At 62.5% G+C, this 19,839-nt stretch carries 14 protein-coding genes and 1 riboswitch; of the genes, 8 read left to right on the top strand and 6 right to left on the bottom strand.

All coding sequences use genetic code 11. The annotated features are described in order from the left end of the window. The first annotated feature begins 2 nt into the window (after positions 1 to 2). On the top strand, positions 3 to 623 hold the full coding sequence (locus tag AC07Y9_RS19660; RefSeq protein ID WP_009045543.1) for an SOS response-associated peptidase: 621 nt from the start codon (positions 3 to 5) through the stop codon (positions 621 to 623). A gap of 168 nt (positions 624 to 791) precedes the next feature. Here AC07Y9_RS19660 and AC07Y9_RS19655 read toward each other — a convergent pair whose 3' ends face one another. Then, a complete protein-coding gene (locus AC07Y9_RS19655; RefSeq protein ID WP_102679642.1) occupies positions 792 to 2,933 on the bottom strand; it encodes a methyl-accepting chemotaxis protein in 2,142 nt (713 codons plus the stop codon). Between the two features lie 270 nt (positions 2,934 to 3,203). On the opposite strand from AC07Y9_RS19655, the gene AC07Y9_RS19650 reads away from it, so the two are divergent. After that, positions 3,204 to 4,019: a M48 family metallopeptidase gene (locus tag AC07Y9_RS19650; RefSeq protein WP_102679641.1), complete on the top strand. Its 816-nt coding sequence runs from the start codon at positions 3,204 to 3,206 to the stop codon at positions 4,017 to 4,019. Between the two features lie 127 nt (positions 4,020 to 4,146). On the opposite strand, the gene AC07Y9_RS19645 is transcribed toward AC07Y9_RS19650, so the two are convergent. The 3 genes from AC07Y9_RS19645 to AC07Y9_RS19635 all read right to left on the bottom strand — a co-directional run bounded on the left by AC07Y9_RS19645 (position 4,147) and on the right by AC07Y9_RS19635 (position 6,992). Then, positions 4,147 to 4,731, bottom strand: a complete 585-nt coding sequence (locus tag AC07Y9_RS19645) for a TMEM165/GDT1 family protein (protein WP_009045541.1) — start codon at positions 4,729 to 4,731, stop codon at positions 4,147 to 4,149. 88 nt (positions 4,732 to 4,819) lie between these two features. Further along, positions 4,820 to 4,943: riboswitch (yybP-ykoY riboswitch) on the bottom strand. A gap of 51 nt (positions 4,944 to 4,994) precedes the next feature. Beyond that, positions 4,995 to 5,993, bottom strand: coding sequence for a methyltransferase (locus tag AC07Y9_RS19640; protein ID WP_053262582.1), 999 nt, complete (start codon positions 5,991 to 5,993; stop codon positions 4,995 to 4,997). A gap of 33 nt (positions 5,994 to 6,026) precedes the next feature. Continuing rightward, positions 6,027 to 6,992 carry a 2-hydroxyacid dehydrogenase gene (locus AC07Y9_RS19635; protein WP_102679640.1) on the bottom strand — a complete coding sequence of 322 codons (966 nt, stop codon included), beginning with the start codon at positions 6,990 to 6,992 and terminating at the stop codon, positions 6,027 to 6,029. An 82-nt stretch (positions 6,993 to 7,074) separates the two neighbouring features. Here AC07Y9_RS19635 and AC07Y9_RS19630 point away from each other — a divergent pair, with 82 nt between their 5' ends. From AC07Y9_RS19630 to AC07Y9_RS19605, 6 genes are all read left to right on the top strand, one after another. After that, positions 7,075 to 7,704 carry a LysE family translocator gene (locus AC07Y9_RS19630; protein WP_007928409.1) on the top strand — a complete coding sequence of 210 codons (630 nt, stop codon included), beginning with the start codon at positions 7,075 to 7,077 and terminating at the stop codon, positions 7,702 to 7,704. A gap of 135 nt (positions 7,705 to 7,839) precedes the next feature. Further along, positions 7,840 to 8,940, top strand: coding sequence for a hypothetical protein (locus AC07Y9_RS19625; RefSeq protein ID WP_102679639.1), 1,101 nt, complete (start codon positions 7,840 to 7,842; stop codon positions 8,938 to 8,940). Positions 8,941 to 9,195: 255 nt separating this feature from the next. After that, positions 9,196 to 10,878, top strand: a complete 1,683-nt coding sequence (locus AC07Y9_RS19620; protein ID WP_102679638.1) for a fatty acid--CoA ligase — start codon at positions 9,196 to 9,198, stop codon at positions 10,876 to 10,878. Between the two features lie 337 nt (positions 10,879 to 11,215). After that, complete coding sequence (locus AC07Y9_RS19615) at positions 11,216 to 13,105, top strand: DUF1302 domain-containing protein (protein ID WP_102679637.1); 1,890 nt, start codon at positions 11,216 to 11,218, stop codon at positions 13,103 to 13,105. A 28-nt stretch (positions 13,106 to 13,133) separates the two neighbouring features. Beyond that, the gene (locus tag AC07Y9_RS19610) at positions 13,134 to 14,498 is read left to right on the top strand and encodes a DUF1329 domain-containing protein (protein ID WP_007928419.1); all 1,365 of its coding nucleotides are present in this window, start codon (positions 13,134 to 13,136) and stop codon (positions 14,496 to 14,498) included. 325 nt (positions 14,499 to 14,823) lie between these two features. Further along, a complete protein-coding gene (locus tag AC07Y9_RS19605; protein ID WP_102679636.1) occupies positions 14,824 to 17,559 on the top strand; it encodes a winged helix-turn-helix domain-containing protein in 2,736 nt (911 codons plus the stop codon). Positions 17,560 to 17,567: 8 nt separating this feature from the next. Here the strand turns inward: AC07Y9_RS19605 and AC07Y9_RS19600 are convergent, their stop codons facing one another. Beyond that, the gene (locus AC07Y9_RS19600; RefSeq protein ID WP_102679635.1) at positions 17,568 to 18,908 is read right to left on the bottom strand and encodes a sensor histidine kinase; all 1,341 of its coding nucleotides are present in this window, start codon (positions 18,906 to 18,908) and stop codon (positions 17,568 to 17,570) included. Beyond that, positions 18,893 to 19,576 (bottom strand): response regulator transcription factor, encoded by a 684-nt coding sequence (locus tag AC07Y9_RS19595; protein ID WP_102679634.1) that lies wholly within the window; start codon positions 19,574 to 19,576, stop codon positions 18,893 to 18,895. The genes AC07Y9_RS19600 and AC07Y9_RS19595 overlap by 16 nt, the downstream gene beginning before the upstream one ends. Positions 19,577 to 19,839 lie beyond the last annotated feature (263 nt).

Genomic DNA, 19,839 nt, shown 5'->3' with positions numbered 1-19,839 from the left:
CCATGTGTGGACGTTATGCCCTGTTTCGCTGGAACCAAGCGTTTGCCGCCTTGCCCGGATTTCCGGCGGACCAGCAGGCGCAGTGGAACATTTCACCCAACGATTCGGTGCTGATCCTGCGCAGCAGCGACGGCCAGCGCAACCTTGCCCGCGCCCGCTGGGGCCTGACGCCGCCCTGGCTGACCGATCTGTCACGGACCCCGGCCCATGCCCGCGCCGAAACCCTGGCCGAACAGCCGATGTTCCGCGAAGCCTTTCGCCAGCGCCGCTGCCTGCTGCCGGCCAACGGTTTTTACGAATGGCGCGGCGGCACCCGCAAACGCCCGTACTGGCTGACGCCGGGGGAGGGTTCGTCGCTGTTCTTCGCGGCGATCTGGGAAGCCTATCCGGTGCAGGAACAGGTCTGGCTGAGCACCGCGGTGGTCACCCAGCCGGCGGCCAGCCAGCGTCGGCCATTGATCCTCGATGCCCAGGGCCAGGAAGCCTGGCTCGACCCCGATACACCGTTGCCGGTGCTGCAAGCCTTGCTGGCCAGCCCACCGGCCGCCTTGCGCGAGCGGGTGCTGGCCAACCTGGTGAACGATCCGAAGCTCAACGCCCCGGAATGCCTGACCCCGGGTTGACGCCGTCCCTGAATCGCGTGGCCTGATTCGGCAAGCACTTCGCACGGAGCGCCGCCCAACTCGATCGCAGCCTGCGGCAGCGGCTACAGAGCCCGTGTCGGGCTCTTGAATCGCGCCGCAATTCCTGTAGCCGCTGCCGAAGGTTGCGCAAGGTCCGCAGGGCCTTTTTTACACCTTGAACTGATTGATCAGGCGCCGCTGCTGCTCGGCCAGCTTGGTCAGGCCGGCGCTGGCTGCGCTGGATTCGTCGGCGCCGCCCGCCACTTCGTTGGCCACCTGGCCGATATTGATCACGTTGCGGTTGATGTCCTCGGCGACGGCGCTTTGCTCTTCGGCGGCGCTGGCGATCTGGGTGTTCATGTCATTGATCACCGACACCGCCTGAGTGATGGTTTCCAGGGCCTCGGCTGCTTTTGCCGCGTGCTGCACGCTTTCGTCGGTGCGGTTCTGGCTGTCTTCCATGACCCGTACCACATCGCGGGTGCCTTGCTGCAGTTGCTGGATCATCGACTGGATTTCTTCGGTTGCCTGCTGGGTTTTCTGCGCCAGATTGCGCACTTCATCGGCCACCACGGCAAAGCCGCGGCCCTGTTCGCCGGCACGGGCGGCTTCGATGGCGGCGTTGAGGGCCAGCAGGTTGGTCTGTTCGGCGATGCCGCGAATGGCGATCAGGATTGCGTTGATGTTCTCGCTGTCCTTGGCCAGGGTCTGCACGACGCCCACCGCCCGACCGATTTCCACGGCCAGGGCGCCGATGGCGGTCGAGGTGTCGCGCACGATCCGCATGCCCTGGCTGGCGGCCTGGTCGGCATGGTTGGCGGCTTGCGCGGCCTGGGTCGCGTTGCGGGCCACGTCTTGGGCGGTGGCGGTCATTTCATGCACGGCGGTGGCCACCTGGTCGATCTCGGCCATCTGCTTGTGCACGCCCTGGTTGGTGCGAATGGCGATATCGGCGGTGTGTTCGGAGGAGTCGCTGACGCTCTGCACCGAGGTCACCACCTGGCTGATCATCGCTTGCAGCTTGGCCAGGAAGGTGTTGAAGCCCTTGGCGATCGAGCCCAGTTCGTCGGCGCGGTCGCTGCTCAGGCGGCGGGTCAGGTCGCCTTCGCCCTGGGCGATGTCGTCGAGCATGGCCACCATCTGCTTGAGCGGACGGGCGATGCCGTGGCCCACCAGCCAGATCACCAGCAGGCCGAGGCCGGCGATGATCAGGCCGACCATGGCCATGCCGAAGGTGTCGGCCTTGCGTTGTTCGGCCAGGTCGCTCTGCAGTTTCTGCAGGTCGGCCATGACAGCGTCCAGCGGCAGTTGCAGCATCAGGGTCCAGCGGGCGTCGGCCTGGCCAATGCCGAACGGCAGGTACAACTCGATCCGTCCGTTGGCCTGATCGACGTTGTAGTTCACTTCGCCGCGCTTGAGGTTGCCCAGCTTGGCGACTTCCTCGCTGTCGAGAATGTCGCTGACCTTTTCGCCGAACTTGCTCGGGTCCTTGGTGTAGGCCACCAGCCGGCCATTGCCACCGATCAGGGCCATTTCACCGACGCCGTTATAGAGTTTCCGGTTGGCACCCAGGAGCATGTCCTGGATGAAGTTCACCGACAGGTCGGCGCCGACGATGCCCTGGAAGGCCCCGTCGAGCAGGATGGGCTCAATAAAGGAGGCGAGCATGACGATCTTGTCGCCAACCTTGTACGGCGCCGGATCGATCACGCAGGATTTCTTGCTTTCCTTGGAGCACAGGTAGTACTCGCTGGCACGCACGCCAGTGGACAGGACTTTCTGGTCGTCCACATCCACCAGTTTGTCCAGGCCCAGGCTGCCGTCTTCGTTGCGGAACCACCACGGCAGGAAGCGTCCGTTGCTGGCATCTATACCCACCACCTTGGTGTCGACATAGGCGCTGTCGTTATGGTCGATGGCGTTCTTTTCCCAGCCTATATAGGCACCGAGAATCTTCGGGTTCTGCGCGACGTTTTCCTTGATCAGGTTGATCAGCTGCTCGCGGCTGAGATTGAGCTGTGGATTGCCGTCCGCGCCCTTGCTGCCGATCAGCGCGTTGATCCGCACCAGCCCGCCGGCGATCAGCAGGGGCGCCTCGAGTTCGCGCTGGATCTGGCTGACCTGGGTCTGCGCCAGGCCGACCAGTCGCTGCTCGATGACTTGCTCGAATTGGGCCTGGGTTTGCTGCTGGACCATCTCCTGGGTCCGGGCGCCGGCGAACAGGGCGTACAGCACCAGGGCAACGACCACGCTGAGGACGATGGCACCGGCCAGGGCGGCCACGGAAAACTGGATCGACTTGAATTTCATAAGGGCTCCGGACGCAGGAATGACGTCTGCCCCGTTGTATCGGCAAGGCCCTCGCCGACCATGAGCGAGGATCGGAAAAATGACCGTTTTGTAGGCTGGCATGTCGCAAATGGACAGCTGCCGGCCGTTGTCGGGCGCGGCGGGGAAGGCTCTGTGAATTTTTTCCTACGCTGCTCCGTATCTGAAAACAGCGTGTTACACGTCCGTTGTATCTGGCGTCGATACACAACTGGGCCTAGGATACGCGCCATGTTTTCAGGGAGCGTTTTCATGAGTAAGAAGCAGGTTTTGGGTGCACTCACCGCTGCGTTGCTGCTGTCGAGTTGCCAGTCGGTCAACACCACCAGCGGTGGCGCTGTTGGGGTCGATCGCAAGCAGTACATGTTCAGCATGCTGTCGACCGATGAGGTCAACCAGTCCTACGCGCAGTCCTATCAACAGACGATCGGCGAGGCGAGCAGCAAGAACGTGCTGGACAAGTCCAGTGCCAATGCCAAGCGCCTCCAGGCGATCGCTAACCGGCTGATTGCCCAGGCCCCGGTGTTCCGCCCGGATTCCGCGCAGTGGAATTGGGAAGTCAACCTGATCAAGAACGATGAGCTCAACGCCAACTGCGGTCCTGGCGGCAAGATCATTTTCTACACTGGGATCATCGACAAGTTGCAACTGACCGACGATGAAATCGCCGCGGTCATGGGCCATGAAATCGCCCACGCCTTGCGCGAGCACGGTCGTGAAGCGATGTCCAAGGCCTACGGTGTCAGCGCGCTGAAGCAGATTGCGCTAATCGCCGGCGCGCCGCAGGAAGCGGTCGCCGTGGGCGACAACGGGGTCAACCTGTTGATGACCCTGCCCAACAGTCGCGGCAATGAAAACGAAGCCGACCTGATCGGCCTGGAACTTGCGGCCCGCGCCGGCTACAACCCGAACGCGGCCATCACCCTGTGGAACAAGATGAGCAAGGCTTCGGAAGGCGCGCCACCTGAGTTCCTCAGTACTCACCCGGCGTCCGGCAGTCGTATTTCCTCATTGGAAGCGGCGATTCCGAAGGTGATGCCGTTGTACCAGCAGGCCAAGAGGCCCTGATCGTCAGGCGTCGTTGTTGACGACAGGGTCGTGAACAAGCCGGCCCCCTGCAAAAGAAAGCCCCGACTGGTTCGGGGCTTTTTTGTGCTCGCAGGTTTGCCTGGAGGCGTGCCTGCTGATGGTGCTCTTACAACCAGCCGCTGCTTTGCATGGCCTTGTACACCGCGACAATGGCCAGGATGAAGAACGCCGAGGCCGCGAGGCGACGGATCAGGGTCAGGGGCAGTTTCTCCGCCGCGAAGTTGCCGGCCAGTACCACCGGGACGTTGGCGATCAGCATGCCGGCGGTGGTGCCGATGATGACCAGCCACAGTTCCGGGTATTGCGCCGCGAGCATGACGGTGGCGATCTGGGTCTTGTCGCCGATTTCAGCGAGGAAAAACGCGATCAGCGTGGTCAGGAAGGGGCCGAACTTGCGGGCGGTGCTGGCTTCGTCGTCGTCCATCTTGTCCGGCACCAGGGTCCAGAGTGCGGTCGCGGTAAAGCTCGCGGCGAGGATCCAGTGCAAGGTCGCGTCCGAGAAGAAGCTGCCGAACCAGGCGCCTACCGCACCGGCTGCCGCATGGTTGGCCAGGGTCGCGGCGACGATGCCGGCGATGATCGGCCAGGGTTTGCGAAAGCGCGCGGCGAGAATGAGGGCAAGCAGTTGCGTCTTGTCGCCGATTTCGGCCAAGGCAACGATCGCGGTGGGAACCAGTAGAGAATCCAGCATCAGGGCATTCCTAAGGGGCGGGTCGACACGGCTATGACACGTACAGCCTTCCCGCCCCGGGTAAGGTGTGCGTGTCATAGGTCTTGTCAAACCCTGCGGTCCGTCTGTGCGGACTCTTGGGTCGCATGCGCCATGATCTGAGGATCAAGTATGTTGACGCATGCCGGGCGAGCGTGGCGCTCGCGGGAGACTACTCCCCTAGGACGGAGCGGATTCTGCCTAGGCAAAATCCATTCGGCAAGCGTTCTTTTGCAAAAAGGTTTTCAGCCGCGCTTGGCGCTGTAGATGCGAAAGCCCTGGCCTTCGGCCTTGATCGAACAAGGGCCGAGATGCTCTTCGATCAGCGGTTGATAACGCAGGAAGCTGTTGGCCACCAGCCGAAGTTCGCCACCGGTTTTCAGATGTTTGGCTGCTTTTCGCAGCAGGTTCTCCGTTGCCTGGTAGTCCGTGTGGACCCCGACATGGAACGGTGGATTGGTCAGGATGGTGTTCAAGCCCATGGGCGCGGCATCGATGCCGTCACCGGTCAGGACCTCGGCTTCCAGGCCATTGGCGGCCAGGGTCAGGCGACTGCTGGCAGCGGCGAAGGCGTCGACGTCGAGCAGGGTCACATTGTTATGGGGGTAGCGACGTTTGATCGCCGCGCCCAGAACCCCGGCGCCGCAACCGAAATCCAGCAGGTGGCCGCTGGGCAGTTTGTCCAGGTGTTCCAGCAACAGGGCGCTGCCGCGATCCAGGCGACCATGGCTGAACACCCCCGGCAGGCTGACCACTTTCAGCGGCCCTTCGGCCAACGGCAGTTCATATTCCTGGGCCAGGCTTTCCAGGCTGACGGCTTGTGGCGCGTTATCTACCGTCACTTGCCACAGCTGGCAGTGCCGCGCGCTGTCGAGCTTGCGCGGTTTGCCGAAGGGGTTGAGCTGCTTGGCCGCGCGTTCGATGCCGCTGCGTTTTTCCCCGACCAGATACAGCTCGCGCCCGGCCAGGCGCGAGGCGAGGGCGTTGAGCAGGTAGTCGGTCAATTCCTTGGACTTGGGCAGGAACAGCACGGCGTTGGCAAAGGCTTGCTCGGGGGCCGTCACGCCGAAGTGGCTGCGCCCGGCGAAACGCGCATCCAGGGCGGCCTGATCGCCAGCGTGCCAGCACCAGCCATGGGCGCCCGGCAGGCGGCCGAGCAGGTCATCGGCGGGCAGGCCGGCCAGCAGCAGCGAGCCTTGAAACAAGTCAGCCTGACGAAGCAGTACTTCACTGCGCGGATCCATAATCTGCTCCTGGGAAAAAAGTGGCGCAGTTTATCAACTGACGACCCGCAGCGCTGTACCGCTGAAAAACGCCTGGGCGTTTTCCGCCAGCTGGCCGACGATGCGCTGCCGGGCTTCGCGGCTGCCCCAGGCGTTGTGTGGGGTCACGATCAGCCGCGGGATGTCATGGGCCAGCAGCGGGTTGCCAGCGGTCGGTGGCTCGACGCTCAACACGTCGGTGGCCGCGCCGCCCAGGTGACCGCTGCGCAGGGCATCGGCCAGGGCTTGCTCGTCGATCAGGCCGCCACGGGCGGTGTTGACCACAAAGGCCTGGGGCTTGAGCAGGGCCAGCTCCCGGGCGCCGATAAAGTGCCGGGTATGTTCGTTGAGCGGGCAGTGCAAGGTCAGTGCATCGACTTGTGGCAGCAATTCGTCCAGCGGCAGGCGGTCGGCGCGGGCCGGGCGGCCGGGAATCTGCCCCAGCAGCACGCGCATGCCAAAGGCTTCGGCCAGGCGGGCGACGGCGCCACCCAGTTCGCCATGGCCCAGCAGGCCCAGGGTCTTGCCTTGCAGTTCGACGATCGGGAAGTCCAGCAGGCAGAACTGCCGGGCCTGCTGCCAGCGACCGTCGCTGACCGCCTGGCGGTAATCGCCAAGGCGGGTGGCGAGGTTAAGCAGCAGCATGAGGGTGTGCTGGGCCACCGATGGCGTGCCGTAGCCCTGGCAGTTGGCGACGGTGATGCCCTGGGCGCGAGCGGCGGCCAAATCAACATTGTTGGTACCAGTGGCCGCCACCAGGATCAGTTTCAGCGCGGGGCTGGCGGCCAGGGTTTCGGCATTGAGCGGTACTTTGTTGCTGATCGCCACCTGGGCTCCCTGCAGGCGCTCGACCACCTGTTCGGGGCTGGTCCGGCCATGCAGTTGCAGTTCGTCGAAGCTGTGGCGCAGTGCGCTGAGGTCGAGGTCGCCGAGGTCCAGGGAGCTGTGGTCGAGGAAGACGGCGCGGCGATTGTTAGTCATCAACTGTACCTTTTGCACGAGGGTCTGAAGGCGTAATCTGCCGAGCCTAACAGATGAAATAATTAGATACACAGGAGTGTCCATGTACCTCGCCGAGTTCTTGACCGTCGCCCTTATTCACCTGCTTGCAGTGGCCAGCCCGGGCCCGGATTTCGCCGTCGTGGTGCGCGAAAGCGTGACCCACGGTCGCCGCGCCGGCACCTGGACCGCCTTGGGCGTCGGCACCGCGATCTTCCTGCACGTGGGGTATTCGCTGCTGGGTATCGGCCTGATCGTGTCGCAGTCGATCGTGCTGTTCAACGCGCTGAAATGGGCCGCCGCCGCTTACCTGCTGTACATCGGCTACAAGGCCCTGCGGGCGCAGCCGGCCAAGCCCGCTACCGAGAATCTGCACCTGGAAGCTGGCGAGCGCACCGCGCGCGGCGCCTTCACTTCCGGCTTCGTGACCAACGGCCTGAACCCGAAAGCGACGCTGTTTTTCCTGTCGCTGTTCACCGTGGTCATCAATCCGCACACGCCCCTGGCCATCCAGGCCGGTTATGGCGTGTACCTGGCGGTGGCGACGGCTACCTGGTTCTGCCTGGTGGCGCTGCTGTTCAGCCAGCAGAAAGTCCGCGCCGGTTTTGCCCGCATGGGCCACTGGTTCGACCGCACCATGGGCGCGGTGCTGATCGCCATCGGGGTGAAACTGGCCTTTACCGAGATGCATTGAGGCGGTCTTTCTCGTCCATGTTTATCGGATATTTCTGATCATTAATTGGGATTAATCGTACAATCGTCCGCTTTTATGGCCACTCCGGCAGGTCGAGCCCCTTGACCGTCCGGAGAGCGCGAGACCGGACGCTTGATGACGATACAAAAAGTACCGCAGCAGTTGCTCTATCTGGTTTATGGCGGCAAAGAGGTTTATCGCCATGAAGCGAAGTTCAGCATTCTGACGGCCCTCGACCAGAGCAAGAATGCCGAGCCGCTGGTGATTCGGGTCATGACCGACCGTCCCGAGGATTACCACGGCTGGCCGGTGCAAGTGGTGCCGTTGAGTGAACAAACGCTGGTCGAGTGGCAGGGTGACCAGGGCTACTACCACCGACGCAAGGCCTGTGCCTTTGCCGCAGGCCTCCTGCTGGCGGACAAGACCCTGTTTGTCGATACCGATACCTTGTTCGAGGCCGACCCGCAGCGGCTGTTCGATCGCATCGCACCCGGCCAATACCTGATCGATGAAGACGAGTTTCTCTGGTCCGAGGTCCGTACCCGCCCCGAGTTCGTCAAACTCGACCGCTACCTGCAGGCCAGCGGTCAGTCGGTAGCCGACGACCAGCGCCTGTTCAACAGCGGGGTTTGTGGCCTGACGGCCGGCGATGGTCCGCTGATGCAAGCCTCGATTGCCTTGATTGACGAGTGGAGCGCCCACATCAAGGACCTGCACACCCTGGAACAGATCGCTTTGTCATTTGCCTTGCGCGGTCAATCCGTGGGCGAGAGCAAGAGTTGCATCTATCACTACTTCTCCGACAAGGACTTCTTCCACGCCATGCAAGCGCTGTTCTTCCAGCGCCATGGCGAAGCCTTCCGGCCGGAGTTGCTGCGCCTGCAGCGCGAGGTCCCACGGCGTAAACCCTTGCCGTCGTTGTTTCAGCGCTCGCGGATCAAGTTCTACTTGAGGCGGCAGAACAAGGACATGCAAAAAGTCGGACGCGACTTGCTGTATGGCAGCTGCGGCCCGATCTCGCCCTATGTCGAGGCTTGCCGCCATGTCTGGTGGGATCAGGGGCTGCGTCAGATCCAGCGCCGGGGCATGAGCCAGCAGGCGCCGATTCGCGCGCTGGCGCGTGGCGAATGGCCGGCCGGGTTGCCCAGGCCGCGTAACCGTGATGTGGAAAAGCGTCTGCGCAGCTACCTGCAACAGCATTTGCAACCGCACGGGGCTACACCCGGGGCTAACTGATGGGGCTGTAATGGGTCCTGGCGCCTTGAGCTGATTCGGGGCGCCGAGCTATTCCCGCGCAGGGTGGTCGAGCAAACGGCTTGACGCTCACGCATGTGCCTTCCGATGGCGAATGTCTGGTCGCGCGAATGCTGGCTTGGAGCTAGCATTCGTACGGCTCTGCAAATCATTCCTTTGGCTGATTTGGCAGAGCCAGCGGCGCTCTAGAGTGAGCGTTCTTCAGCCACGACCGTGCAGTCACGAAAAGGGATGCTTATGTTGCAGACTCGCGTTATTCCGCCAGCCGAAGGCGCCTACCAATACCCGCTATTGATCAAGCGGCTGCTGATATCCGGCACCCGTTACGAGAAAACCCGTGAAATCGTCTACCGGGACAAGCTGCGTTACAGCTACCCAACCCTGATCGAGCGCGTGGCCAGGCTGGCGAACGTGTTGACGGCTGCCGGGGTCAAGGCCGGGGATACCGTGGCGGTGATGGACTGGGACAGCCATCGCTATCTGGAGTGCATGTTCGCCATCCCGATGATCGGCGCGGTGATCCATACCATCAACGTGCGTCTGTCGCCGGAACAGATCCTGTACACCATGAATCACGCCGAGGACCGCTTCGTGCTGGTCAACAGCGAGTTTGTCGGGCTCTACCAGGCGATCGCCGGGCAACTGAGCACGGTGGAGAAAACCCTGCTACTGACCGACGGCCCGGACAAGAGCGCCGACCTGCCCAACCTGGTGGGCGAATACGAGCAGCTTCTGGCGGCTGCCAGCACCCAGTACACCTTCGAGGATTTCGACGAAAACTCGGTGGCCACCACCTTCTACACCACAGGCACCACCGGCAATCCGAAGGGCGTGTACTTCACCCACCGCCAGCTGGTGCTGCACACCATGGGCGTAGCGGTGATCATGGGTAGCATCGACAGCGTGCGCCTGCTGGGCACCAGCGATGTGTACATGCCCATTACCCCGATGTTCCACGTGCATGCCTGGGGCCTGCCTTATGTGGCGACCATGCTCGGCCTCAAGCAGGTCTACCCCGGCCGTTACGACCCGGAACTGCTGGTGGAGCTGTGGCGCAAGGAGAAGGTCACCTTCTCCCATTGCGTGCCGACTATCTTGCAGATGCTGCTCAATGCCAAGGCGGCCCAGGGCACGGATTTCGGCGGCTGGAAGATCGTCATTGGCGGCAGCGCGCTCAACCGTGCGCTGTACGAGGCCTCCAAGGCCAAGGGCATTCAGCTGACGGCGGCCTATGGCATGTCGGAAACCGGGCCGCTGGTGTCCTGCGCCCACCTTAACGAAGAACTGCTGGTGGGCACCGAGGATGAGCGCACTACCTACCGGATCAAGGCCGGCGTGCCCGGACCTCTGGTGGAGGCGGCGATTGTCGATGGCGACGGCAACTTCCTGCCGGCCGATGGCGAGACCCAGGGTGAGTTGGTGCTGCGTGCACCCTGGTTGACCGAAGGCTATTTCAACGAGCCGCAGAAGGGCGCAGAGCTGTGGGAAGGCGGCTGGCTGCACACCGGCGACGTGGCGACTCTCGACGGCATGGGCGTGATCGATATTCGCGACCGGATCAAGGATGTGATCAAGACCGGAGGCGAGTGGGTATCGTCCCTGGCCCTGGAAGACCTGATCAGCCGCCACCCGGCGGTACGCGAAGTAGCAGTGGTGGGGATCCCCGATCCGCAATGGGGCGAGCGCCCGTTTGCCTTGCTGGTGGTCCGTGAAGGGCATGCGATCGAGGCCAAGGAGCTCAAGGAGCATCTCAAGCCGTTTGTCGAACAGGGGCACTTGAGCAAGTGGGCGATTCCCAGCCAGATCGCCCTTGTTACTGAAATTCCCAAGACCAGTGTCGGCAAGCTCGACAAGAAGCGCATCCGCCTCGACATCACCGAATGGCAGGCCAACAACAGCACCTTTCTTTCGACGCTGTAAACACCTCCTACCGTGCCCGAAAGGGCACGGTAGAGCCCACCAAGCAAGCGCTTGCCTTGTCAAATCCGAATTTTCAGCCATCCTTGCCGTGCCGGCATTTGCCGGACTGGCGAAAGGACCGTTCCAGAGTGGTTGGAGGCTGCAAATCACACTTTAGAGGGATCAAGCCGTACCACCTGCTGGCTATAGTCCGCCCAAGGATTTTTAAGAACGGGGCAACCGCACAACATGGGGCGATGCAACTTTGAACGACTTCGGGGCTGACTGGGTTCCGCCCGTTCAGAGCGTTTTTAAAAGTGCTCACTGCCATAACAATAAAGCACATGGAGTAGCGTCGATGACATCAGTAAACCAGTTCTGGCGCCGGGCGAAACTGCCTCTGGCCGTCAGTCTCGCCTCTACGCTCGCCGGACCTGCCTTCGGCGTCAGTTTCAACATCGGTGAAATCGAAGGTCAGTTCGACTCTTCTCTATCGCTGGGTGCGAGCTGGTCTACCCAGAGCCCCAACAAGAATCTGATTGGTGTCAACAACGGCGGTCATGGCCTGTCCCAGACCTCTGACGATGGCCACGCTAACTTCAAAAGCGGCGAAACCTTTTCCAAGATCTTCAAGGGCATCCACGACCTTGAACTGAAATACGGCGACACCGGCGTCTTCGTCCGTGGCAAATACTGGTATGACTTCGAGCTCAAGGACGAAAGCCGCGAGTTCAAGGACATCAGCGACAGCAACCGCAAGGAAGGCGCCAAGTCCTCTGGCGGGCAGATCCTCGACGCCTTCATCTACCACAACTACTCGATCGCCGAGCAGCCGGGTTCCGTGCGCCTGGGCAAGCAAGTGGTGAGCTGGGGTGAAAGTACCTTCATCGGCGGCGGCATCAACTCGATCAACCCGATCGACGTATCGGCTTTCCGCCGTCCTGGCGCGGAGATCAAGGAAGGCCTGATCCCGGTCAACATGTTCTATGTCTCCCAGAGCCTGACCGACAACCTCTCGGCCGAAGCCTTCTATCAGCTGGAATGGGACCAGACCGTCGTCGACAACTGCGGCACCTTCTTCTCCCAGCCGGACATCATCGCCGACGGTTGCACCGACAATCTGCGGGTGCTGAACAAGCGCTCGACCATTCCGTCGATTGCCCTGGGGCCACTGGCCGCCGCGGGCGTCGACGTCAATCAGGAAGGCGTGCTGGTGCGTCGTGGACCGGACCGCGATGCACGGGACAGCGGGCAGTGGGGCGTGTCCTTCAAGTACATGTACGAGCCGCTCGACACCGAGTTCGGCGCGTACTTCATGAACTACCACAGTCGTGCGCCAATCTTCAGCGCTACCGGTGCTCCGCAGTCGGTCTTCGACCGTGTCGCGGCCTTGCCTCCAGCGTTCCGCGCCCTGGGCCCACTGGTGGTGGCGGGCAGCTCCGAGTACTTCGTCGAGTACCCTGAGGACATCCGCCTCTACGGCCTGAGCTTCTCCACCACCTTGCCTACCGGTACCGCATGGAGCGGTGAGATCAGCTATCGCCCGAACGCTCCGGTGCAGCTGAACTCCACCGATATCCTGTTCGCCGGTGTTCGCCCCCTGGGCGGCACCCTGGCCAATGCCTCGTTGCTCGACGGCTCCCCGGGTCAGGACTTGCACGGCTATCGTCGTAAAGAGATCACCCAGCTGCAGACCACCTTCACCCACTTCTTCGATCAGGTCATGGGCGCGAGCCGCCTGACCCTGGTTGGTGAAGTCGGCCTGACCTACGTGGGCGGCCTGGAAAGCACCTCCAAGGTTCGTTACGGCCGCGATCCGGTCTATGGCCCGGGCGAACTGCCTGCCACCGGCAGCCTGGACACCTGCTCGCAGATCCTCAATACCAGCACCATCAACGGCGCGGGCCCAGGCGCGGCGACCAACAATCGCAGCCGCAACTGTAACGACGACGGCTTCACCACCTCGACTTCCTGGGGTTATCGCGGTCGTGCAATCTGGGAATACAACGACGTGTTCGCCGGTGTGAACCTCAAGCCGAACGTGGCCTGGTCCCATGACGTCAGCGGTTACTCGCCTGGCCCTGGCGGCAACTTCGAGGAAGGTCGCAAGGCCATCAGCCTGGGCGTGGATGCCGAGTACCAGAACACCTACACCGCGAGCCTGGCGTACACCAATTTCTTCGACGGCAAGTACACCACCGTGGATGACCGTGACTTCGTGGCCCTCAGTTTCGGCGTGAACTTCTAAGCACTGCATTTTCAGGAAGAACAAGAATATGAAAGTAACCAAGAGTCTGTTGCAGGTCGGTGTCCTCGGGCTGTCGCTGCTGGCGACCGGGGTCATGGCCGCGGTCTCGGCCGATGAAGCGGCCAAGCTGGGTACCTCCCTGACGCCGATGGGCGCGGAAATGGCCGGTAACTCAGCCGGCACCATTCCGGCCTGGAAAGCCTTGCCGACCAACGCCGGCAGTGTGGATGGCAAGGGTTTCCTGTCCAACCCGTACGCCAGCGAGCAGCCGCAGTTCACCATCACCGCGCAGAACGTCGAGCAGTACAAGGACAAGCTGGCGCCAGGGCAGTACGCGATGTTCAAGCGCTACCCGGAAACCTACAAGATGCCGGTCTATCCTTCCCATCGCGGCGCCACGGTGCCAGCCGATGTGTTCGCCGCGATCAAGGAAAACGCCACCAAGACCAACCTGGTCAGCGGCGGCAACGGCCTGGAAAACTTCAAGACCGCCATTCCTTTCCCGATTCCGAAAAGCGGCGTGGAAGTCATCTGGAACCACATCACCCGCTATCGCGGCGGCAGCGTGACCCGCCTGGTGACCCAGGCGACGCCACAGGCCAACGGCTCCTTCAGCCTGGTGTACTTCCAGGACCAGTTCGTGTTCCGCGACAAGATGAAGGACTACGATCCGGCCAACCCGGGCAACATCCTGTTCTACTTCAAGCAGAAAGTGACCGCGCCGGCGCGTCTGGCCGGTGGTGTGCTGCTGGTGCACGAAACCCTCGACCAGGTGAAGGAGCCGCGTTCGGCGTGGGTCTACAACGCTGGCCAGCGTCGTGTGCGTCGCGCCCCGCAAGTGTCGTATGACGGTCCGGGTACCGCCGCCGACGGCCTGCGTACCTCCGACAACCTCGACATGTACAACGGTGCGCCGGACCGCTACGACTGGAAGCTGGAAGGCAAGAAGGAGATGTACATCGCCTCCAACAGCTACAAGCTCGACTCGCCGCAGCTGAAGTACGCCGAGATCATCAAGGCCGGCCACATCAACCAGGACTTGGCTCGCTACGAGCTGCGCCGTGTCTGGCACGTGGTCGCGACCCTGAAGGAAGGTCAGCGCCATATCTACGCCAAGCGTGACTTCTACATCGATGAAGACACCTGGCAGGCCGCAGTGATCGACCACTACGACGGTCGTGGCCAGCTGTGGCGCGTGGCCGAGGCGCATGCCGAGAACTATTACGACAAGCAAGTGCCGTGGTACGCCCTGGAAACCCTCTACGACCTGCAGTCCGGTCGTTACCTGGCACTGGGCATGAAGAACGAAGAGAAATCGGCCTACGACTTCGGCTTCACTGCCACCACCAGCGACTTCACTCCGGCGGCCCTGCGCCAGGATGGCGTTCGTTAACCCGCGGTAAATCGAGGCGCATCCTCGATCGACGCCCCGACTGGTTCGGGGCGTTTTTTATTGTCTGCGTTTTTCTACAAGACCCGGGGTGGCCTCTGGAGCGAGCTTGCTCGCGAAAAAAACTCCAGACAATGCCACCTCCCGGTAAAACCGCGCTGCCCTTATCGCGAGCAAGCTCGCTCCTACAGGTACGCGGGAAGCGCTGAAAAACCCGGTTGTATTCTTTTTCTATCCATCTGTAGCAAAAATCTTCAACAGGGGGCTTTTTACCGCTAGTCTGCCGACATCTGTATTGCCGACAACAGCACTTCAATAAGAGTTGGCCATGACTGATCTGTCCCGTATCCAGGGGCCTGCCGGTGCGGCCATTCCCGCGCCGGAAGGGCGCTTCTACCGACCTCCCTTGCCCGACGGCTACGTACTGCGGCCGCGTCTGTGCGAGCGCTTGAGCGCGGGCCTCAATGGCCGGCTGCTGTTGGTCAGCGCACCGGCCGGTTTTGGCAAGAGTTCGCTGGCGGTGGAGTTCTGCCAAAGCCTGCCGCCGCACTGGCGCAGCCTGTGGCTGGGGCTCAGTCGCCGGGACAGCGATCCGGGACGTTTTCTCGAACGCCTGCTTGAGGGGTTGCAACAATATTTCGCCCAACTGGGCAACCAATCCCTCGGGCTGCTGAAGATGCGCCAGCGCCACCAGCCCTTCGCCTTCGAAGAGTGGCTGGACGGGCTGCTCGATGAGTTGGCGGCCCATCTTTCCAGTGCTTCTCCCTTGTTGCTGGTACTGGACGATTACCACCTGGCCCAAGGGCCGGTGCTCGATCGCTGCCTGCAGTTCTTCCTCAATCATTTGCCCGACGGCTTGCTGGTGCTGGTAACCAGCCGCCAGCGCCCGGACTGGCACCTGGCGCGTCTGCGCCTGTCGCGGCAGTTGCTGGAGCTGCACGAACAGGACCTGCGCCTGACCTACGACGAATCCCTGACCCTGCTCGACCGGCACAGCAGTTCGCTGCGCGGCGAGGCGCTGGAAAACTTGATCCTGCGCAGCGAAGGCTGGGTGGCGGGGCTGCGCTTCTGGCTGTTGGCGGCCTCGGAGGCGGGCAGTGGCGCAACCTTGCCGCAGTCGCTGAATGGCGGCGAAGGCCTGATTCGCGATTATCTGCTGGAAGAAGTCATCGATTGCCTGCCTGCCGAAGTGCAGTCGTTCCTCTACGACACGGCGCCCCAGGAACGTTTCTGCAGCGACCTGTGCGATGCATTGCGCGAGTCCCACGACAGTGCCGAGATCCTGCGTTACCTGTTGGCCCACCAGGTATTCCTGGTGCCGCTGGACGAGCAGGGGCACTGGTACCGTTATCACCACCTGTTCTCCGACCTGCTGCGCACCCGGCCCACCGCCAACGCGATATTGCCGCCGGCCAGCCTGCACCTGCGGGCCTGTCGCTGGTTCAACGCCCAGGGGCTGCTGGATGAAGCGGTGGAGCAGGCGTTGCGCGCCGGGCATCTGGACGTGGCGGCGAACCTGGTACAGAACCTGTCCGAGGAACAACTGCTGGCCGAGCAGAACGTTGGCATGCTGCTGCGCTGGAAAATGGACTTGCCCGACAGCCTGCTGATCAGCACCCCGCGGCTGATCGTGCTGTACAGCTGGGCGCTGGGGCTGGCGTGCCAGTTGGATGCCGCCGAGGAACTGGCCAGTCATTTGAGCCGCTTCCTGCCGGCCCCCTCGGCCACCGCGCAGAAATCCATGCTGGCGCAATGGCTGGCCTTGAGCGGGATCGTCGCCCGGGGGCGTGGAAATCGCGAGCTGACCCTGCTGTATTGCACCGAAGCCCTGGAAACCTTGCCGCAGAAACGTTACGGGCAGCGGCTGGTGTGCCTGTCGACCCTGTCCAACCTGGCGATCGCCGATGGCGACCTGTGGCGTGCCCGGGGGCTCAACCGCGAGTCCCTGGAACTGGCGCAGCGGGTCGGCAACCCCTTGTTCGAGGCCCTGGCCCATTACGACCGGGCCCGGGTGCTGCAAGCCCGCGGCGAGATCCTGCGGGCGCTGGATGAGGTCCGCCAGGGCTTGCAGCGCTTGTATGGCCTGTCGGCGCAACGCCTGTACGCGATACGGGCGCGGCTGACGCTGTACGAAGGTTACCTGATGGCGTTGCGCTGCCAGCCCGAGACCGGACTGGCGCGCCTGCGGGCGGGGCTGGTCGAGGCGCGGGCCTGTCGCGATATCAGCGTGCTGATCGGCCATTGCGTGATCGCCAACCTGGAAGGTCACAACGGTGAATTTGCCAAGGCCTTTGCCGAACTGGCCGAGGCCGAACGCCTGATGCACATCTGGGACGTACCGCCGATCTACTACCTGGCGATGATCACCCTGGTCAAATGCGAACTCTGGCTGGCCCAGGGCCGCACCGACCTGGCGCAGGCCTGGCTGGCTCGCCTGGGGCAGACCTACACCGGCGACCAGGCCGCCGCCGCGCCGGAATTTCATCCACAGCTGCCGCTGCATATCGAGTTGCAGCAAGCCTTGCTCGACAGCATCCAGGGCGAGCCGGCCCTGGCCGAGCAGCGCCTGGACAAACTGCTGGAGCATGGCCGGCAGACCGGGCGGCAGATGCTCAATGTGATGGCGCTGAATCAGAAGGTCGCGCTGTTGCTGGCCCAGGGGCGCGACCCCGAGGCCCGACAGGCCTTTGCCCAGGCGCTGGAGGCTGCCGTGGGCGGGGCATTGCAACCCTTCGAATGGGCGGTGCGGGCACATCCGGCCTGGGTTCGCGAGCAACTTCAGCAGGGGGCGGCGACGCCATTGCGCCAGACCTTGCTCGAACGCCTGCCGGCCGCCGTGGCACGTGATTCCCTGGAGCAGCATCACGGCGAAGCCCTCAGCTCCCGCGAGCTGGCGGTGCTGCAACTGATCGCCCAGGGCTGTTCCAACCAGGAAATCAGCGATCAGTTGTTTATCTCGCTGCACACGGTGAAGACCCATGCCAGCCATATCAACAGCAAGCTGGGGGTGGAGCGTCGCACCCAGGCCGTGGCCCGGGCCCAGGAGTTGGGATTACTGGGCTGATTGAGCGCTCAGCTGATCTTGCGGGTATCGTCCTCGGCTCGCTCCTGGGGCGAAGCAGGGGGCTCTGCGGTGTTGAAGTCGAGGGTCACGGTGAAGCGCTGTTGTTCGGTGAGGACCTGGATGTGCCAGCCCAGCCTGGCGCACAACTGGCGCATCAGCTCCAGGCCCAGGCCGTAGCCGAAGTCGCTGGATTCTTCTGACTGGCTGGTATCACGGATACGGTTGACGATGCGCAGTTGCAGCTGTTCGAAGGTGATTTCGATGCTGCCTTCTTCAGCATATTGCAGGGCATTGCGCAGAAAGTTACCAACCACGATTCGGCAGGCGGTCAGGGGCAGGCGACAAGGCTCGTTGCTGATGTCGAGGATCAGTTCGATATCCCGCTTGCCGATCAGGTAGCGATGCTCCTGGATCAATTCGTTGAACAACTCGGCCATGTCGATGGCTTCTTCCGGCAAGGGTTCAACGCGCTCGCGGCTCATCCACAATAGCGTCTCGGCAATGCGCTGCATGTTCAGCACCGAGCGTTCGATACGTTGCAGAGGCGGGGGCAGGGAGCCCCCGGCCTGCAGGGTCAGCAGTTCCAGGTTGGCCTTGAGCACCGCCAGCGGCGTGCGTAACTCATGGCTGGTGTAGCGCAGCAGGCGCCCTTCGCGCTGGCTGGCGGCCTGCACCTGCTGCACGCTCTGGGCCAGGGAGTCGGCCAGGACATTGAACTCCTTGAAACGGAAATTCGGGCGTTGGCTGGACACCTCCTCTGGATCTTTCAGGGTGGTGGACCACTGGGCCAGCCGGCCGAGAGGGCGTACCAGCCACCAGACCAGCAGGGCGATGATGATCAGTGCCGGGATGAATACCGCCAGACTGATGACATTAATGCTGTTCAGTTCGTGATCGAGATAGGCATCCGACAACGGGGTCTCGACCTCGCCACCTTCTTCATGGTCGTGGTCGACATCGAACATGTAGAGGATTTTGCCGTCACCCAGGGGCTGGGCCAGGATCGCTTTGACTTCATCCTGTCCATCGGCGTCCAGTTCACCGAACACCTGCACGGCGCCGAAGGACAGGGTTGGCGGCGTATCCAGTAACTGGCGAATTTTCGGCGGCAGCGCTTCCTTGCCGATAACGCTGCTGAAGAAATAGTTCTGCGGCGGGGCAAGGCTTGGGTCTTTCTTGTAGTGCCTGACGAAATACAGGGCTTCTTCTTCCATCATGGCGCTGGCGGTATAGAGCAGGCCTCGGATGCTATAGCTCGATAGCAGCTGGCTGTAGATCAGCAGCACCACGGCGATCAACAGCAGGAAACTGCCGCTGATCACCCATTTCAGACTCAGGCCTTTACGCATGGGGTCCTCAACTGCACACCAACGCCAGAAATAGTGTGGATCAGCGTTTGGCTGAAATCCTTGTCCACCGCCTTGCGCAAGCGGTGCATGTGCACCTTGAGGGTGTTGCTGTCCGGCGGTTCGTCGCCCCAGACCGTCGCCTCGAGACGTTCGCGCCCCACCGGCTCGGGACTGGCACGCATCAGGCATTCCAGCAGGGTCCAGCAGGTGGGCGACAGGTGCAGTTCCTGTCCGGCGCGGCTGACCTTGCGGGTGGACAGATCCATGGTCAGGTCGGCCACCTGCAGGCGGCTGGCCTGGCCGCTGCGCCGCAGGCTCAGGGCGCGGATCCTGGCCACCAGTTCGGCCAGTTCGAAGGGCTTGACCAGGTAATCGTCGGCGCCCATGGCAAAGCTGGCGAGCTTGTCCGGCAGGGCATCCAGCGAGGTAAGCATCAGGATCGGTGTCTGTTTGCCCTGTTCGCGCAGCTGTTTGCACAGCTGTTGGCCGTCCAGGCGCGGCAGCATGATGTCCAGCAGGATCACATCATAGTGTTGGCTCAGCGCCAGGTTCAGGCCGGTCTGGCCATTACTGGCGTGATCGCAGACGATCCCGCTGATCTCCAGGTATTCGATGACGGTGTTGGCCAGGTCGAGGTTGTCCTCGACCAGCAGCAGGTGGATATGCACGGGAACGTCCCCTTGGACCTGTGTCGCTCAGTGGCCCAGAGGATAACGGAGCCGGCGCGTTTTTTACCGATGTTTACCTGGCGTTAACCCGCCGGGCTCTAGGGTGGCGGCTTTTACACCAAGAGAGCGCCACCATGAACTTGTCTGCTGTCGTCAAAGGCATTCTGCTGGTCTTGATTGTCATCGGCCTGATGGCCTGTGCCTTGTCGCCCAGCACGTCTGTGGCGCGCCTGGGCGGGGGTGGGCCGCTGTCAGGGTTCTTG

It is taken from the genome of Pseudomonas sp. GW456-L12 (genome assembly GCF_059424045.1).
This window is presented reverse-complemented; position numbering and strand designations above follow the sequence as displayed.

What these genes read in the sequence shown, in the direction of transcription:
- AC07Y9_RS19635 (WP_102679640.1), bottom strand. Translation starts at nt 6,992, where the DNA reads ATGACTAACAATCGCCGCGCCGTCTTCCTCGACCACAGCTCCCTGGAC.
- AC07Y9_RS19600 (WP_102679635.1), bottom strand. Translation starts at nt 18,908, where the DNA reads ATGCGTAAAGGCCTGAGTCTGAAATGGGTGATCAGCGGCAGTTTCCTG.
- AC07Y9_RS19650 (WP_102679641.1), top strand. Translation starts at nt 3,204, where the DNA reads ATGAGTAAGAAGCAGGTTTTGGGTGCACTCACCGCTGCGTTGCTGCTG.
- AC07Y9_RS19640 (WP_053262582.1), bottom strand. Translation starts at nt 5,993, where the DNA reads ATGGATCCGCGCAGTGAAGTACTGCTTCGTCAGGCTGACTTGTTTCAA.
- AC07Y9_RS19605 (WP_102679636.1), top strand. Translation starts at nt 14,824, where the DNA reads ATGACTGATCTGTCCCGTATCCAGGGGCCTGCCGGTGCGGCCATTCCC.
- AC07Y9_RS19620 (WP_102679638.1), top strand. Translation starts at nt 9,196, where the DNA reads ATGTTGCAGACTCGCGTTATTCCGCCAGCCGAAGGCGCCTACCAATAC.
- AC07Y9_RS19625 (WP_102679639.1), top strand. Translation starts at nt 7,840, where the DNA reads ATGACGATACAAAAAGTACCGCAGCAGTTGCTCTATCTGGTTTATGGC.
- AC07Y9_RS19630 (WP_007928409.1), top strand. Translation starts at nt 7,075, where the DNA reads ATGTACCTCGCCGAGTTCTTGACCGTCGCCCTTATTCACCTGCTTGCA.
- AC07Y9_RS19655 (WP_102679642.1), bottom strand. Translation starts at nt 2,933, where the DNA reads ATGAAATTCAAGTCGATCCAGTTTTCCGTGGCCGCCCTGGCCGGTGCC.
- AC07Y9_RS19645 (WP_009045541.1), bottom strand. Translation starts at nt 4,731, where the DNA reads ATGCTGGATTCTCTACTGGTTCCCACCGCGATCGTTGCCTTGGCCGAA.
- AC07Y9_RS19660 (WP_009045543.1), top strand. Translation starts at nt 3, where the DNA reads ATGTGTGGACGTTATGCCCTGTTTCGCTGGAACCAAGCGTTTGCCGCC.
- AC07Y9_RS19615 (WP_102679637.1), top strand. Translation starts at nt 11,216, where the DNA reads ATGACATCAGTAAACCAGTTCTGGCGCCGGGCGAAACTGCCTCTGGCC.
- AC07Y9_RS19610 (WP_007928419.1), top strand. Translation starts at nt 13,134, where the DNA reads ATGAAAGTAACCAAGAGTCTGTTGCAGGTCGGTGTCCTCGGGCTGTCG.